Source organism: Eubacterium segne, from assembly GCF_014287775.1.
GTDB lineage: Bacteria > Bacillota > Clostridia > Lachnospirales > Lachnospiraceae > Eubacterium_G > Eubacterium_G segne.
In genome coordinates this window covers 112,234-130,300 of record NZ_JACOOZ010000007.1, presented here as the reverse complement: position 1 = coordinate 130,300, position 18,067 = coordinate 112,234, and the positions used below count along the sequence as shown (strand labels likewise).

The window sequence follows — 18,067 nt, the reverse complement described above, 5'->3', positions numbered from 1 at the left end:
TATTGCCTCTTATAATCTTTTTATACAAATGCTTTTAATTCTATTGAAATAACGGGGGATAAAAGGTAAAATATATCAAAGTATAGGAGGAAATGTATTATGGAATTAATAAATAATAACGCACCTATAGGAGTTTTTGATTCAGGTGTGGGCGGACTTACGGTAGCAAGGGAAATTACAAGACAGCTTCCTAATGAAAGCATTGTATATTTTGGAGATACCGCCAGAGTTCCTTATGGAAGTAAATCCAAAAATACAATTATCAGATATTCAAGGCAGATAGTACATTTTCTGAGAACAAAGGATGTAAAGGCAATTGTTGTTGCATGTAATACTGCAAGTGCATTTGCCCTTGATACCATAGAGAAGGAATTAGATATACCTGTTATAGGTGTGGTAAAACCGGGAGCAATTGCTGCCATAGAAACTACCAAAAACAAGCGTATTGGTATTATTGGAACGGAAGGAACCATTAAAAGTAAATTATATACTGAATATATAAGAAGCATTGACCCTGAAATAATTGTTATAGGAAAGGCGTGTCCTTTGTTTTGCCCTTTGGTAGAAGAGGGAATGCTTCATGACGAAGTGACGGATGAGATTGCAAGAAGATATTTAGACGAACTTAAGGAACAAAACATAGACAGTCTTATTTTAGGCTGTACCCATTATCCTCTTTTAAGAAGTACCATAGGAAAAATAATGGGCCCGGATGTTAATTTGGTAAATCCTGCCTATGAGACAGCCATTAGCTTAGGGGAGCTTTTAACCCAGCATGGAATAAGAGCAGATATTAATGCTAACCCTACATGTGACTTTTATGTAAGCGATGCTGCTGACAGGTTTGAAAGTTTTGCAGATTCAATTATGCCTTTTGATGTGGACGAGGCAAATCAGATAAATATAGAGGAATACTAGGATGGTAAATAGCAAGGTAATAGTAAAAGTAAAGGGACTTCAGATAGTGGAAGAAACAGGAGACAGCGTTGAAACCGTAACTCCGGGAAAATATTATACAAGAAATAGCAAGCATTATGTAACTTATGAGGACATTGATGATGAAACCGGAGTGAAAACAAAGAATATAATTAAGTTTAACGATTCCTTTGCAGAGGTTAAAAGGTCAGGATTCATGAGTGGAAAAATGATTTTTGAAAAAGGGAAGAACAATCAGGCATTGCACAGCACGCCATATGGTGACTTACTTATGGAGGTTTTGACTAAGGATATTAATGTGGTTGAAGAAAAAGACAAAATTAATTTGAAAATTGCATATGAATTATATGCCAACAACAGTAAAATATCGGACAGTGAAATTGAAATTGATTTAAGCCGGGTGTAGGTGAAATTTACATTTTCCGGTAACTATTCAAAGAAAACACAAAAAATATGTATAATTTAAAAAACGACTTGACAACACAACAAATAATATATACTATAATAAATATAAGATGTAATAAAGATACTGTGATGTGAGGATTGCAAGTGGATTCTAATCCTCACTATTGTATTTTTTTTATATCCGGTGTATACTATAAAGAAATTAAAAGAACTAATAGTATATATCTCGAAATATTAAAAGAAGGGGGTGCCATGGTGGTAATCAGGGAATGTGCAAACATTAACATAAAGATTGAAGAGAAGGAGGAAAAGCAGGATATGTGTAAGGCAATTGATGACATGATGAGGGATGCAAGAATGAGTGGGGAAGCATTAGGAGAAGCAAGAGGAGAAGCTGAACGCAAAAGGATGCAGGAGAAGCTGGACGAAAAGCAAAGTCAAATAGAAAAAGAACGTAGAAGATATGAAAAAGAAATAGAGGAATTAAAGAGGCAGCTTGCCGAGAGGCAGACAGCTTAGAAACTAAAAAATGCATAAAAAAAGTCCCGGTGTATCGGGACTTTTTTTATGTGCTGTCTTATTTACTTTTTTGCCAAAAATGTTTCTTCTTTTTTGGCGGTTCGTAGATAGGACCACGTATTCTTTTAAATGAAGTGATATAAATACCACTGACAGTAGCTTTAATTTCCTGCTTTGGTAAAATCTGATCGTAAATCTTTGCATCTGCAATCAGATTCATAACTCTTGGACCTGCCTTAACTTTTACAATAGGAACCTTTGCACGTCTGGCATACTTAGGTGTCTGCTCAAGAACGATACTCGGAAGTCCTGAATCCTTAAGTTTTAACTTCTTCTTATCAATAACAAACAGGCTGACTGTCTGAGCATTTTCTTTCATGGTCTTTTCCTGCTCTGCCTGTTTCTTTTCGGCTTTACGACCTATAAAATAAAGAACAATAACAGCTACTAACAAAACTGCAACCACCACAATAAGTCCGATTGTCAGTCCGCTAAGTGCCATAATTGGTGAAATATTGTTTAAAATATTCATTATGTACCTCCACTTTTTTGTCTCTTGTGTTATTCTATCATTTAACAGAAAAATTTACAATAAAATATTAAGATGAGAGGGTTAAAAGTAAAATTTTCATTGGTCAAAACCCATGGCTTACCCCCATTGGCATAAAATTTTTTAAACATCAAAAAACAAAAAGTTATTATTTAGAAATAATATTTTGAATTTCTCCTTTAACCCTTGCGGAAAGTCCTTTGGTTTCTTCCCTGGATAAATCAGCGGTATAAATAGGCTCGGCAAAGGTTACAGTTACTTTAGTTGATTTAATAAGAGGAAAATGATTCTCAAAAACATCTGCAGAACCTGTTATTCCTACAGGAACAATGGGACACTTTGATTTAGTAGCAATTTTAAAACCACCGTCCTTAAATTCCAGCATATTTCCGTCTTTTGAACGGGTTCCCTCAGGAAACAAAAATACAGAAATGCCCTTTTTAATAAGACCTGCCGCATCTAAAACAGATTTAAGCCCGGCTCTTGGATCACTTCTGTCTAAAAAGATGCAATTTACAAAATACATCCACCAGCTAAGAAATGGTACTTTTTTTATTTCCTTTTTTGCAACAAATCCTGTTGGTCGTTCCATCAACGGATAAGTAACAATAATATCGTAAAAACTGTTGTGATTTCCTACAAACAAAACAGGAGTATCCTTAGGAATATTCTCATATCCCGTAACTTCAAGTTTTACTCCTGAAATAAACATTACACATTTCAATCCCCATTGTACAAAAGAAAGACTGCTTTTATTTCTTATATCCATATTAAATTTTTGAATAATAAGTTCAGCTAACTGTATTGGTAATGATATAATAAAGTAAACTACAAGGAATAAAAAAACTCCTATAAGACGAATCATAATAACCTCCTATATTTAATGTAAATCAGATAAAAATAACTGATTTCATATTATGATAAAACTATTAAAAAACAGCCTTAAACATAGTAACATATTTATAGGTAAAAATGAATATGCAAAGGAAAAAAGTTTAAAATTGCAGAAACAACAACTTTGTTGACAATGTACAGAATAAGACATAAAAGATTGTAAAAATTGTTAGAAAGGATAATAAAAATGATTTTATTTATTGAACTACGGTATTCTTCGTGCTATACTCACAATATATCGGGTATATTTATCTGAATAAAGGAGGAAATAAAATGAAAGTATTAAAAAGAATTGCGGCAGTAGTAGCTACAGTTGCATTAACTGCAGGCATGAGCGCAAGTTGTTTCGCAGCAGGTACCTGGGGACATTACATAGGTTTCTCAGAAGGTAATGTATGGTACGAAGCATCAGAAGGTTCATTTAAGGAAAATTCAGCTACAGGCTGGACAGCTAACATGGACACTATCGGTTGGGGTGGTGTTTGGGGATACCAGGTATTCCAGGAAGGCAAAGGAAAAGTTGATATTAAAAAAGGTGAGCAGTATACATTAAAGTGTACATTGAAATCAACTAAGATGGACAAATGGGTTGTAATTAAGATTGCAACTAAGGAAAATATTGCATTTGCTAAATGGGTTAAGTTACCAAAAAATCAGGCAGTAACAGTTGATGAAACATTTACAGCTAAATGTGATGCTAATTCAATTTACTTTGGATTAGGTGGAGATTTTGGTGACAGAGATGATGAAAAAGATTTGTACACATGGGCTGAAGGCGGAAAGTCAGCTATTTCAGACGGTGATGGAGATATGGCTGCAAAGGCTACAGTAATCACATGTACAGATTATTCATTAGCAGCACCTGCAGCAGCAAGTGACAATCAGCAGAACAACAATGGTGGCAATACAACACAGCCTGCTACAAATACAACAACAGTAGCAACCGGAGATTTCGGACCTTACGCTTGTGCAGTAGCAGCTATCGCAGCAGCAGCAGTTATCGTTGTCTTTTCAAGAAAAAGAAAAGAAGCTTAATTAAAATAAAATATTTATCTGAAAAGAGCGGTCATTGACTTTTAGTTGGTGGCTGCTTTTTTTATTTGTCGGAAAAATAGAAATTAATGAATAAGACACTTCATAAAAAAAATAAATCTTTAGCCACCAAATAGGGCGTTTTAGTGAAAACGTTTCACTAAATATTGGGATTATTGATAAGTATACAAAATTATATTGGAAAATATAGTAAAAAATTATGAAAAGCGTTTTCAATCCGTTGTTAAAATATTACAATAAAAAATATTGTAAAATCGTTTTTTACTGTTGATTTGTACATATTCTTGTGATAAAATCGTTTTAAAGAAAATCACTATGTGGTTTCTAATGTAGGTGATTAAATTTTTTCAAAATGAAGGAGGATATTAAAATGAAAAAATTAGGCCGTAAAGCATTAGCTTTAACATTAACATTGACACTTGGTGCTTCAATGGCATTAACAGGTTGTGGAAGCTCTAAGGAGAGCAAGAAGGGCGGAGATGGCAGCGACAATCTCGGCATTACAACAGGTTTGGCAAAGGACACTAAGGGAGAAGTATCTATTATGGTATGGTCCGGTGATGGAGAATACTATGAGGATATCGGAAATCCTGATAGCGCAGCAGGAAAGAAATTATCAGATCCTAGCAAGATTGTGGCTCAGAACGTAGCACAGGTATACGCAGTGGCTCAGAAGTTCCACACTGTATACCCTAACATTAAGATTAATTTATGGTCAAAAGTTGGTGACCCTGATCAGTACAACACAGCATCATGGGAACAGGAAATGGAAAACTTCCAGGCGAAGTACAAAAAGTATCCTGATATTTGGGGATCAACAAACGTAATAAACGACATTAAAAAAGGTTTAGTTGCTGATTTGTCAGCATACAAGGATGACGCAACATATAAGAAGTATAACGAAACACTTATGAGCAATCTTAACTATTATGGATTCCAGGCAGGACTTCCATCATACACAATTCCTGGTGGAATCTGGGTTAACAAGGCATTAGCAGAAGATAACAATATTAACGTTCCAAAGCCTGACTGGAGCATTGATGAATATACACGTTTTGTTTCAAAGGCGGATGGAAAAACATTCTGGGGTTCAAAGGGAACACCTGTTGATATTGTAAACCTTGGAACAACAACTATTAATAAGATGATTAAGGAAGAAAACAAAATTGACTTAAATAGTGATGAAGTAAAATCACTTCTTAAGTATTTCCCTAAATGGGCTGAAAAGTCTATTGACGTTGCAGCAGGTGCTGGAAAGATTACAAAGGATATTGTAAAAGAATGTTCAGCATATAGCTGGTACTACTTCACAAACAACAGATCTCTTGTAAACTTTGAAGATCCTTGGTTCCTTACAGCAGGTGCTGATGAATCAGCAAAGGATAGCGACGCTTATATTAAGTCAGCTGACTGGGACATTTACCCATACCCATCAACAGACTACTGTGAAAATACAATTAAGGTAATTATGGATCCTATTTGTCTTCACAACTATTCATTAGATGACAAGAAATCTGAATGGAGTGATGAAGAAAAACAGAAACTTGATGTTACATATACATTTGCTTCATTCTGGACAGCAAGTACAGCAGCAAGACAGGCAATATTTGATCAGAAGTGGTCAGACAATGGTCAGCTTAAGTCAGCAGCAGGTGATACATTCCCTGTAGTTTCAGGTGATGATTACGATGCACAGATGGAAATCTGGAACAAGCTTGACGCTCATAAAGCATATGCTGATAAAGAAGGATTCCAGAAAGTTCTTGAAATCTGGAAAGAAGGAAAGACATGGGATTACATTGACAAATGCTGGACTAGCACAATTTCAGAAAACGGTGACACAACAAAGACACTTTACGAATGGATTAACTGCGGACAGGAAAATGTTGCCGGAGCATGGTTTACTGATAAGGATTGGGCAGATAATGTTAAGTCAAGATTATCAGATTGGAATGATTCATGCAACAAGCGTATTCAGACAGCACAGAAACAGTTAAAAGATGCATTAAAAGAATATTACGGATTTGAGGACGCAGACTTAAAATAATCGTAACTAATAATTAATACATAAGTAATTGCGGAACTACAAAAACGTAGTTCCGCTTTTATAAAAAGGAAAGGACAACAATGAAAAGAAAAGTTATTGCTATTATAATTGGTATAGTGTGTGTCATTGTTGCAGCTGTATGCCTTAATCAGTTTGTATTTAGTACAAAAGTAACTTACATAAAGGATGCAGATAATCATAAAGTCCAAAAGGCTTATGACTTATTGGCTAATGCGTACCTTGATGATGGTGAAAAAACAGAGGTTTACTATACAGACTTTATTAAGACAAATAAAGAAATCGGTGAGGGAAATCATCAGGCGGTTTTAGAAAACGGCAAAGATGCTAAGGTATATTACGCTGAGAAAAAGAAAAACACAGATGACACCACGCCTGAAGCTGTTAAAGAATATGATTCAGACATGGTGGAATTAGACTATACAGATGTTGCCAAATATAAAGTATCCGTAGAAAAATCCGGATTATATTATTTAAACATAGATTATATGTCAGTAGGTGAGTCCTTATCAGATTACACCGTCAGTGCTACCATTAATGGAAAACAGCAGTATTCAGAAATGAATACCATTGCACTTCCTATTTTATGGACAGACGTAGATACTGACAAATATGTAGGAAGCGACGAAAAGAAAGATTTTCCTTTAGACAGCTATGGTGATGAAATGGCACCTAGTCAGAACAGAATACAGAAATGGACCAATACATACTTATACAACAATACATATGTATCAAGCACACCATTATGTTTCTATTTAGAAAAGGGAGAAAATGAAATCAATATCGAAAATGTTTCATCAGGTGGATTAGCTCTTGGCAAGTTAATGGCGCAGGAAGCAAAAACAAATGTTGCATCATATAAAGACTATGCGGCACAGCATCAGGATGCAGAGTTAGTAACAGCGGAAGATGATCAGCTAGAAATTGATGCAGTTTATTATACACAGAAAAATTCAACAGACGCTGTGTATGGAACCGATACAAATACATCACTTACAAGATTCAACATAGATCACGAAAAGTTAAATACATTACAGTGGAATTCAGCAGGTAACGAAATTGTATATACATTTAATGTAAAGAAAACAGGAAATTACAATATTGCATTCCACTATGACAATGGAAAGAAAGAATTCCAGTCATTTGAAACAATAAAAATAGATGGGGAAGTTCCATTTGAGGAAATGTACAATTACGCATTTGAACCTGTATCATCAGGCTATGAAAATGTGACATTGGCAGACAAAGATGGAAACAATTACAATTTCTATTTAACAGAAGGCAAACACACTATCGCAATTAAGCAGGAAAATGAGCCAGTAATGGAAGCATACAGATATGCTCTTCTTTTACAGCAGCATCTTACAGATTTCCAGCTGGAAATTACAAAAATTACGGGTAGTGATGTTGATACAGAGAGAAACTGGAAAATGACAAAGTACATTCCGGAAATCTCTGATTACCTTAATGCTTACGAAACAATTATTAAACATATAAGATATTTGCTTCAGGATTATTCACCAAATGGAAATTCAAGTGCCATATTGGCATATCTTGATGAAGCACAGCAATTTATTAAGACAATGAAAAAATATCCTGATGAAATTGCACTTCATACTAAAGATTTAACAGGTGCTGAAAACTCTATATTAGTTTCACTTAGTAACTTTACAACAGAGGTAACATCTAATGAATTTACATTAGACAGAATCTATATCTATGGAGAAAAGAATCAGATTAAAAGTGCAAATCCATCATTGGCAAGTTCAATGTGGACAGGTGTAAGATCACTGGTAAATACTTTTACTTCTGATAAATATGCAACAGGAGCAAAAGAGGACAGCAAAACTCTTACTATCTGGGTAAACAGAGCAATTACTCACGTTGACTTACTTCAGAAGATGGTAGATACAGAGTTTGTTCCATATTATAAGGAACAGACCGGAAAAGATATTAAGGTTAAGGTTTCAACAATGCCTGATGTCAGCAAACTGACACTGGCTATTGCAGCTGACCAGACACCTGATGTGGCATTGGGACTTATGTCATATGTACCATTTGATTTATCAAGCCGTGGTGCTTTATATGACTTGACTAAGTTTGATGATTTCTGGACTGTAGCAAGAAGATTCCCTACAGGTTCATTTGTATCATATGTATATAATGAAGGAATGTATGCTATACCTGAAACAACAGACTTTAATGCAATCGTTTACAGAACGGATATATTTAAAAACCTTGGGTTAAAGGTTCCTAATACATGGGATGATTTAATTGAAATTCTTCCTACATTACAGAGATATGGAATGAACTTCTATCACAACATTTCTTTAGGAACAACAGGTTATAAGTGGTTCTATCAGACAGCGCCAATGATATTACAGAATGGTGGAGAGTTATACACTCAGGATGATAACGGACTGATTACAACAGGTATTGATTCTAAGAAATCAGTTAAGGGATTACAGTTACTTGGTGATTTGTTTACTAAGTATTCTCTTGATACATCAGTGCAGACATTCTTTAACTCATTCAGATATTCAGTATTACCTATTGGTATCGTAGGAATGGAAGATTACACACTTATTAAAAACGGAGCAAAAGAATTAGACGGTAAATGGGCTATTTCACAGTATCTTGGTACAAAACAGGAAGATGGAACAGTCAACAGAACTTTTGTTGCAAACGGTACAGGTGGAGCAATCTTTAACACATCTGATAAGAAGCAGGAAGCATGGGAATTCCTTAAGTGGTGGACAAGTAAGAGCGTTCAGACAGAATATACATACACACTTCGCTCATCATATGGAAAGACATTCTTCTGGTTATCAGCTAACAGGGCAGCATTGGAAAATAACCCTATGGATGAAGCTGACAAGAAGATTATTACAGAACAGATTAATTATGTAACAGACGTTACAAGAACACCGGGACAGTATTTACTGGAAAGAACTATTTCTAATATTTGGACAACAATGGTATTTGACGGTACTGCAGGTCAGGTCGCAGTAGATGAAGCAAAGAATGATGTTAATAAAGAAATTGTTCGTAAAATGAAGGAACTTGGCTATTACGATGAAAACGGAAAAATGGTTAAGAAATTCAAACTCCAGGGATATGACTGGATAAAAGAAAATCAGGATAAGGCAAAAGCAGATCCGGGAGAGGAGGTAAGTTCGAATGAGTAATACAGCCGTAGCTACAAAAAAGGTAAAAGTAAGAAGCAGTAAAAAGTTTTACCAGACAGAAGGCTTTCATTCGTTTTTACTTTTACTTCCGTACGGATTATTGTTTTTTACATTTATTTTATTACCAATCATAATTGCCATAGGCTTATCATTCACTTACTTTGACGTTATTAATACACCAAAGTTTGCAGGAATGACTAACTATGTAACACTTCTCACAGGTGATGAAGTATTTATGAAATACGTTCTTCCAAATACAGTGTTATATGCCATAGTAGTAGGTGTAGGCGGATACGTTATGTCATTTATAATGGCATGGATATTAGCACAGGTTACACCAAGGGCAAGAACATTATATGCCCTGGCAATGTACACACCTTCCATGGCAGGTCAGATTATGATTCAGTACATCTGGAAGACAATCTTCTCAGGTGACCAAAACGGTCTTGCTAATGCATGGCTGCAGAAACTTGGATTTATTAATCAGCCTATACAGTGGTTGATTTCGTCAGATTACTTTATGGGAATTATGATATTTATATCCCTGTGGTCTTCAATGGGTATCGGATTCTTATCTATGATATCAGGTATTATGAACATAGATCAGGAACTATACGAGGCGGCTTATGTGGACGGTATCAAAAACAGAGCCCAGGAAATTATATACATTACGATACCTTCAATGAAACCACAGATGTTATTCGGTGCGGTTATGTCTATTGTAAATGCATTTAACATGGGTTGGATTGGTGTACAGTTAGCAGGAGCAAACCCGACACCGGGATATTCCGGACAGCTGATAGCCAACCACATTGATGATTACGCATTTGTAAGATACGAGATGGGTTATGCGGCGGCAGTATCTGTTGCACTGTTATGTCTCGTATGGGTATGTAGTAAGGTAGCCAATACATTATTTACTGAAAAAGAAGAATATTAGAAAGGAGGATACATAAATGGCAAATTTTCAAGGTAACAGAATTAATCCTACAAGATTTTCCCGTGGACAGATTAAGTTCCATGTAGTTGCATTACCATTATCAATATTTATGATCCTTCCGGTAATATTTATGATAAATAATGCATTTAAACCTTTAGGAGAATTGTTTAGATTCCCACCTACACTTTTTGTACAAAATCCTACATTGGATAACTTTAAAAACCTGTTTAGCTTATCAGGTGCAACAGGTATTCCAATGTCAAGATATTTTTTGAACTCATTTATAGTAGCATTTTTAACAGTTGTACTTGGAATAATCATTACAATTATGGCTGCGTATGTTTTCTCTAAAAAGAAGTTCAAATTAAAGGGAGCTTTATGGGAAGTCAACCAGATGGCACTTATGTTTGTAGCCACAGCGGTTGCTATTCCAAGATACTTAATTATAGTAAGAATCGGAGCATACAACACATGGTTTGCACATGTTCTTCCACTTATTGCAATGCCTGTAAGTTTGTTCCTTGTAAAACAGTTTGTTGACGGTATTCCGAATGCACTTATTGAGGCAGCTGTAGTAGACGGTGCAGGAGATGTTACCATTTTAAGAAAGGTAATTGTTCCACTTACAAAGCCGGCTCTTGCAACATCAGTAGTGCTTACATTCCAGCAGGTATGGAATAACGTTGAAACATCAAACAACTACATTACAAACGAAGCGTTAAGAACATTAACATATTATTGTAACTCCATTGGTGTAAATAATGCGGTGGCGGCAGCAGGTATGGTAGCAGCATCAAGTTTATTCCTGTTCTTACCAAACCTTATAATTTTCATATGCATGCAGTCAAAGGTTATGAACACAATGGCAAGTTCAGGTATCAAGTAAGGAGGCAGATAAATGAGAAAATTATGGAAAAAATCATCGGCTCTGTTTCTGGCATTGATATTTACGGTTATGGCAGTTTTACCTGTGGCAGCTTCTCAGGCAACCAGTTATACATATACAATGGATGACCAAAGTGAGATGGTAAGAACACAGGATGCTTACCTGCCGGACAGAACCATAACAGACTTAGGTCTTTCAGATCCGGAGGACATGATTATTGATGATAACAATCAGGCATACATCGTTGACACCGGAAACAGAAGAATTGTAATTTTTGACTTAAACACAGAAAAAGTTGTAAAGGTCATAAATAAACAGACAGTTGAATCTAAAGATTTTACGGGATTTGATACTCCAAAGGGAATTTTTAGAACAAACGAAGGAGAAATATATGTTGCAGATACCGGAGCCAAAACAGTATTCAGATTCACAAAAGACTTTGAATATGTAAGAAGATATGACAGACCAACGGCACCGATTTTTGCAGATACAAACTACGAACCTAGTAAAGTGACAGTAGATAGCGGAAATAACTTATACATCGTATCAGAAGGTGTATATGCCGGAATTATTCAGTTGGCTAATACAGGGGAATTCTTAGGTTACTTTACCTCAAACAAAGCTACATTAACACCACAGCAGGTGTTCTTAAAAATTATTTATACAAAAGAACAGCAGAAAAAATCCGCAGCGTTAAACACTTTGCCATCAACATTCTCTAATGTATATGTTGATAAGAAGGGAACAGCTTACTCAGTTTGTATGGGAAAGGGTGGTGACCTTTTAAAGAAACATAGTACAAACGGAAAAAATATGTTTAATGGTGCAATAATATCTTCAGATGCTTTTACCGATGTAACTGCTGATGATAATGGAATTATTTACGCAAGTGATTCTAAAGGATTTATCTGGGTATACACAAGCTCAGGAGAAGTAATATTCTCATTAGGTGAACAGGCAGAGGATACTGATATTTCAGGTTTGTTCTCATCCCTTACTACAATAGCAGTAGATAGGGACGGAAATATCTGGACAGCTGACGGAAAGAAAGGATTCTTACAGTCCTTCACACCTACAGAATATGCAACAACAATATTTAAGGCATTAGACGAATACGAAAACGGTGATTACGATGATGCACTTAAAGATTGGAATTATGTATTACAGCTTAACCAGATGTCGGTTTTAGCACACAATGGTGTAGCAAAGGCATACTTCAATGCAGAAAAATATGATAAGGCAATGGAACATTTTGAAATAGCCGGAAACAGAGACGGATATTCAGATGCATTCTGGGAAGTAAGAAATAAGTCAATTCAGAAATGGCTTGGCACAGTTCTTGTTATTCTTATTATATTAATTGCACTTAAGGTTATTATTGGATTTATTGATAAGAATAAAATTATTAAGAAAAAGAAACGTGCATTAGGAAAGGTATTAAAGAATACACCGGTTATTGGTGAAATCGGATACGCTTTCAAATGTGCAAAGCATCCTATTGACAGATACTATGATATAAGGGTACATAAAAACGGCTCAATGATAGCAGCAACAATTATTTACATTGTATTTTTCGGTGTATATATGCTGTATCAGACATCAAAAGGATTTATTTACCAGTATACAAAGGTTGAAGATATGGATATGGGAGCAGTGGTAGTTGGTTTCTTTGCAATATTGATTCTCTTTATTGTATGTAACTATCTTGTAACATCAATTACAGATGGTGACGGAACCTTAAAACAGGTATACATGATTCCGGCTTACGGATTAATGCCGGTTATGATATGCATGTTGGCAACTATCGGAATGTCATATGTATTGACATATAATGAGTCATTTATTCTTACAGTAATAATGATTATCGGACTTGTATGGAGCATAGCAGTTATATTTGAGGGACTTTCAACTGTACATGATTATGATTTCAAAAATACAGTGGTAAGTTTACTGATAACAGCAGTGTTTATGTTAATTGCAGCTATAGTAGTTCTGGTAGTTATTATCATGTGGGAACAGTTGTATGACTTCTTATTAACAGTAGGAAAGGAGATTATAAGAAATGTTACAGGCCGCTAAATATAAAAAGTTAAAAATAACAGCACTTGTTGTATGTCTCTTATGTGTCCTTTCTCTTGGAGTTGCGGTAGCAGCTGCGTTCCTTAACACAAACAGAGATACAAGACCGGCTCCTGAAAAGGTTGAATCGGGACTTGAAAAAACAAATGCTTATGAACTTCTTTGTGAAAAAGGAGATTACAGATATTATTTCAGAGATGACAGGGATATTATCTTAATTGAAAACAAGAACACAGGTTATATCTGGAAAACAGGTGTTGACATAGCACTTCCATCAGAGATAGAAGAAGCTTTTGATGTGGTAAACAGTGCCAAGGAAGATAATGACCCGTCAGAAATTAAAGATTATGCAGATGATTTGGGAATTAGTGTGGCAGACGTAAAGACAATTGCCAATACACCAAAGGATTCATCCTTTACTAATGACCGTTATGGTGCATATGCAAACTCGCTTCTTACTGTTGAGTACTACACAGGCTCAGGTAAGGCTATGAAGACTTCAAGAGTTTCATCAGCATCATATGATGAAGATGAAGGCAATTCAGGACTTGAAGCAGTAGACAAGGAAAAAGGTGAATATGTATTAAAATGCTTATTTAAAATTGAGAAAGAAGATTTAGGCATTAATGTATATATTACTTTTGGAGATGACGGAAACATAACATACAACATTCCTTATAAAGAAATTACAGGAAAAGCCATTGATAAAATATGCAACATTGTTATTACACCGTTCTTAGGAACAAGTGGTGGCGCAACATTAGCATATGACAAAGATGAGCAGGACTGGGTAACTCTTAAGGGAAAAGAAATTACACCGGGTTATGCATTAATTCCTGATGGAAGCGGTGCATTGGTAAGATTTGAAGACAACAAGACAAAATTCAGTGATTATAAAGGTAAGGTTTATGGGGAAGACCCTGCAACACAGCTTACATATTATGATTCATTAGGAGATACAGTTCCTGTAAAGAATCCTACAATGCCGGTATTTGGTATTTCCCATGGTGACGGAACCCAGGCAGCATTTGTAGCTTATGCGGACAGTGGTGATGAATATATGTCAATTAATGCAACACCTTCATCATCAGGAGAAGGTGAAGTAAGATATACATATGCATACCCTAGCTTCAAATTCAACTCTGAATTTTATCAGGTTATAAATCAGGCAGGTGAGTCATACAGAAAGACTCAGGATGAGCCAAACAAGTTTGATATATCAATGACATATCAGTTTTTAAGTGGTGACGGCAGCGACGGAAAGCCGGCAGCAGACTATACAGGAATGGCTAAGGCATACAGACAGCATTTAATTGACAATGGAACATTAACTGAAAAAACAGCAGATGGAAATATTCCAATTAGAATTGACTTCCTTATGTCAGATTCTAAGAAGGGTGTATTCTCAACACAGGAAGTTGATGTTACAACAGTTGATGATGTAAGAAGTATCTTGGACAAAATTTTAGATGATGGAATAAGCAACATTAATTCAGGATTAATAGGATGGCAAAGTGGCGGACAGACGCTGGCAAAACCAAACAGCACTAAGTTCTCTGGCTCAATTGGAAAGAAGGGTGCTTTTGAAAGCCTTATGTCAGACTTTAACAAGAAGAATGTAGATATTTCATTCTCAAGAGAATTTACTACAATTAATGAAGATATGGTAAGTTACTATAACAATGCAGCAAAGCATTTGAATACACGGTATCTTGAACTGGATAAATCAGAAGTTCTTCCAAAGAATGTTCCGGTAACGGAATACGGATACGCAGCACCTAAAAAGACTGCGCAGTGGATTCAGGATTTGTATGATGATTTGGGAGATTTAAGCCCGTCATTTACAATAGAAGGTGCTTCAAATGTATTAATCAGCACATATAACAGTGATGGAGCTGAAACAACAGTATCTCAGGCTGTAAAGTTATATCAGGATACAATTGAAAACATAACAAAGAAAGGAACAAAGGTTAATCTTGTAAATCCAAATCTTTACTTATGGAAGTATGCGGACAGATATTTACAGTCACCGGTTGGAACATCACAGTATGTTTACGAAACTGATACGGTTCCATTCTTACAAATGGTACTTCACGGTACAATGGAAGTTTACGCACCATATGCTAACTTCTCATTCTACTCAGCAACAGACCAGTTAAGAATGATTGATTATAACATTTCACCGTCATTTGTTTTAACTAAGCAGCCATCTTACTTATTAGCATCAACTACATCTTCAGATTACTATTCAACAGAGTTTGAACAGTATGAAGAGTTGATTCAGAATATTTATAAGGTTGTAAACGAGCCTTTATCACAGGTTGCAGGATACAACTGGGATGGAAGAAAAGTATTACAGGATGGTGTAATAGAAAACAGCTATTCAAAGGATGGCAGCCAAAAGAGTATTGTTATAAATTACACTGATGAAGATGTTACTGTAGGAAATACAACAGTAGCAGCCATGAGTGCAAAAGTTATAGAGGGAGGTGTTAAATAATGGCAGAAGAAAAGATTAAGTCAGCAACAACTCCTAAGACACAGGCAAAACCTAAGAAAAGAAAGAAAATGCGTACATATCAGCAGAGACAGGACAGAACAGGTTATATGTTCATGGCTCCATGGATTATCGGATTTCTGGCATTTACGCTTTTTCCGTTCATATTTACAATTTACTTAAGTTTTAACAATGTTAAAAAGACAACATTAGGATATGAAATCCATTTTACAGGCATAAACAATTACATTGAAGCCTTTGTAGGAAGTACGGATTTCCTTCCGGCACTGATTAAGTATTTACAGATGATTGTACCGTATACATTTATTGTAGTAGTATTATCATTTATCATTGCTTATCTCCTTTGCAAGATTACTACAGGTAAGGGAATACTTAGAACAATTTATTTCCTTCCGGTTGTAATTATGTCAGGACCGGTTATGACACAGATTATGCAGGTTCAAAGTGCAGAGGCAACAGCAGCAGATAAAATCAATGCGGCAGTGGAAAAGGCAAATGCTTATTCAAACATTTTCATAATGCAGATTATTGACAGTTATTCACCGGCTTTAGCATCAGCATTGGCAGGAATATTTGACCAGTTATCAATAATTTTATGGTTTACAGGTATTCCTATTGTACTGTTTATAAACGGTTTACAGAAAATCAATACAAGCATTTATGAAGCAGCAAGAATTGATTCTGCTAATGCATGGCAGATAATGTGGAAGATAACAATTCCAATGTTAAAGCAGATTGGACTTATTATCACGATATTTACAGTTATTCAGCTTGGTATGTTTAATTCAATTAATCCGTTGTATGAACTGATTGAAGAAAAGACCGGTGAAACGGGAAGCGGATTAGGTTATGCGGCAACCTACGCATGGATATACACTGTAATTGTTTTGATTATCGTAGGAATTGTATTCTTATTATTCAGAGAGCGAAAGCCAAAGGATATAAAGGCGAGAAAGAGACAGGAAAAGAAGTTAAAGAAGTTAGACAAACAGCAGAAGAGAAGACTTGCAGCTCAAAAGAGACATCAGGCAAAGGAGGCAAAGTTATATGGCAAATAAAGATACAAGTGCAAAGAAAATTGATTTGTCAGCTATAAAGAAAATCAACTTTGCCAAATTAAAGAAATTAAAAGGTGTTGCAATTATCTCTAAAGTAGCAATATATTTTGTACTTATATGCATAGGATTTATTTTCTTAGAGCCGATTTTTGAGATGATTTCAAAAGCAATTATGACATCTAAGGATTTAATTGACCCGGCAATAAGCTGGATACCTAAACATGCTACACTGGATAACTTTAAAAATGCAATATCAACACTTAACATACCAACGTCACTGATTAACTCGATTTTGTTTTCAGCAGTGCTTGCCATAGCACAGACAGCGGTGTCGGCAATGACAGGATTTGCATTATCAAGATATACATTTAAGGGACATAATTTCTGGTTTGTAATGCTTATATTAGCATTCATTCTTCCGGTTCCACTTTTAACAGTTCCAAGAATTATGTTATTTGGAACATTAGAAAGTGCAATTGGAATTAAGATGATTAACACAGCTATTCCTCAGATATTAATGGCTTTGTTAGGCCAGGGAACTTATTCCACAATGTTAATTTTGATATTTTATAACTTTTTCAACATGATTCCAAAATCATTAGATGAAGCAGCAATGATTGATGGAGCCGGCTCATTTAAGGTGTTCTATCACGTAGCAATCAGATTATCAATATCAACTATACTTGTTGTATTCCTGTTTTCATTCGTATTTAACTGGAATGAAACTTACACAACAAATATTATGTTGGGTGATGCATTAGAATTACTTCCTGGAAAACTGGCATTGTTTGATAACGGTGCTGCAAGTGGTACGGGAAATGTGGTAAATGAAGCTAACCGAATGGCAGCCACACTTATGGCAATAGCACCATTATTAGTATTATATGCTCTCGTTCAGAAACAGTTTATCGAGGGTATTGAAAATACCGGTATTACAGGTGAATAAAGCAACAGGGAAGAGGTCATGCATGTGACC

Annotated in this window: 14 protein-coding genes; 12 read left to right on the top strand and 2 right to left on the bottom strand. The window is 35.5% G+C overall.

The genetic code is table 11. From position 1 onward, the window contains the following. The first annotated feature begins 99 nt into the window (after positions 1–99). The 3 genes from murI to H8S00_RS10430 all read left to right on the top strand — a co-directional run bounded on the left by murI (position 100) and on the right by H8S00_RS10430 (position 1,860). Entirely contained in the window at positions 100–918 is an 819-nt protein-coding gene (gene murI / locus H8S00_RS10440; protein ID WP_021951818.1) for a glutamate racemase, read from the top strand. 1 nt (position 919) lies between these two features. After that, positions 920–1,342 (top strand): YwiB family protein, encoded by a 423-nt coding sequence (locus tag H8S00_RS10435; RefSeq protein WP_118589988.1) that lies wholly within the window; start codon positions 920–922, stop codon positions 1,340–1,342. Positions 1,343–1,593: 251 nt separating this feature from the next. Further along, on the top strand, positions 1,594–1,860 hold the full coding sequence (locus tag H8S00_RS10430) for a hypothetical protein (RefSeq protein ID WP_118594996.1): 267 nt from the start codon (positions 1,594–1,596) through the stop codon (positions 1,858–1,860). A gap of 58 nt (positions 1,861–1,918) precedes the next feature. On the opposite strand, the gene H8S00_RS10425 is transcribed toward H8S00_RS10430, so the two are convergent. Then, positions 1,919–2,392 carry a hypothetical protein gene (locus H8S00_RS10425; protein ID WP_021952091.1) on the bottom strand — a complete coding sequence of 158 codons (474 nt, stop codon included), beginning with the start codon at positions 2,390–2,392 and terminating at the stop codon, positions 1,919–1,921. A gap of 166 nt (positions 2,393–2,558) precedes the next feature. Next, on the bottom strand, positions 2,559–3,275 hold the full coding sequence (locus H8S00_RS10420; protein WP_021952092.1) for a lysophospholipid acyltransferase family protein: 717 nt from the start codon (positions 3,273–3,275) through the stop codon (positions 2,559–2,561). Between the two features lie 302 nt (positions 3,276–3,577). Between H8S00_RS10420 and H8S00_RS10415 the strand changes: the two genes are divergently transcribed. From H8S00_RS10415 to H8S00_RS10375, 9 genes are all read left to right on the top strand, one after another. After that, positions 3,578–4,339, top strand: a complete 762-nt coding sequence (locus tag H8S00_RS10415; protein WP_118589992.1) for a hypothetical protein — start codon at positions 3,578–3,580, stop codon at positions 4,337–4,339. Positions 4,340–4,727: 388 nt separating this feature from the next. After that, complete coding sequence (locus H8S00_RS10410; protein ID WP_118589994.1) at positions 4,728–6,404, top strand: type 2 periplasmic-binding domain-containing protein; 1,677 nt, start codon at positions 4,728–4,730, stop codon at positions 6,402–6,404. A gap of 80 nt (positions 6,405–6,484) precedes the next feature. Then, a complete protein-coding gene (locus H8S00_RS10405) occupies positions 6,485–9,610 on the top strand; it encodes an extracellular solute-binding protein (protein WP_118589996.1) in 3,126 nt (1,041 codons plus the stop codon). Next, complete coding sequence (locus tag H8S00_RS10400) at positions 9,603–10,550, top strand: carbohydrate ABC transporter permease (RefSeq protein WP_118589998.1); 948 nt, start codon at positions 9,603–9,605, stop codon at positions 10,548–10,550. The genes H8S00_RS10405 and H8S00_RS10400 overlap by 8 nt, the downstream gene beginning before the upstream one ends. 16 nt (positions 10,551–10,566) lie before the next feature. Further along, positions 10,567–11,436, top strand: coding sequence for a carbohydrate ABC transporter permease (locus H8S00_RS10395; protein ID WP_021952096.1), 870 nt, complete (start codon positions 10,567–10,569; stop codon positions 11,434–11,436). A gap of 12 nt (positions 11,437–11,448) precedes the next feature. Next, positions 11,449–13,515 (top strand): YIP1 family protein, encoded by a 2,067-nt coding sequence (locus tag H8S00_RS10390; protein WP_118590000.1) that lies wholly within the window; start codon positions 11,449–11,451, stop codon positions 13,513–13,515. Continuing rightward, the gene (locus H8S00_RS10385) at positions 13,499–16,015 is read left to right on the top strand and encodes a DUF5696 domain-containing protein (RefSeq protein WP_118590002.1); all 2,517 of its coding nucleotides are present in this window, start codon (positions 13,499–13,501) and stop codon (positions 16,013–16,015) included. Before H8S00_RS10390 ends, H8S00_RS10385 begins: the two co-directional genes overlap by 17 nt. Next, on the top strand, positions 16,015–17,091 hold the full coding sequence (locus H8S00_RS10380; protein ID WP_118590004.1) for a carbohydrate ABC transporter permease: 1,077 nt from the start codon (positions 16,015–16,017) through the stop codon (positions 17,089–17,091). The genes H8S00_RS10385 and H8S00_RS10380 overlap by 1 nt, the downstream gene beginning before the upstream one ends. Continuing rightward, positions 17,081–18,037: a carbohydrate ABC transporter permease gene (locus tag H8S00_RS10375; RefSeq protein WP_021952100.1), complete on the top strand. Its 957-nt coding sequence runs from the start codon at positions 17,081–17,083 to the stop codon at positions 18,035–18,037. The genes H8S00_RS10380 and H8S00_RS10375 overlap by 11 nt, the downstream gene beginning before the upstream one ends. The last annotated feature ends 30 nt before the right edge of the window (positions 18,038–18,067 follow it).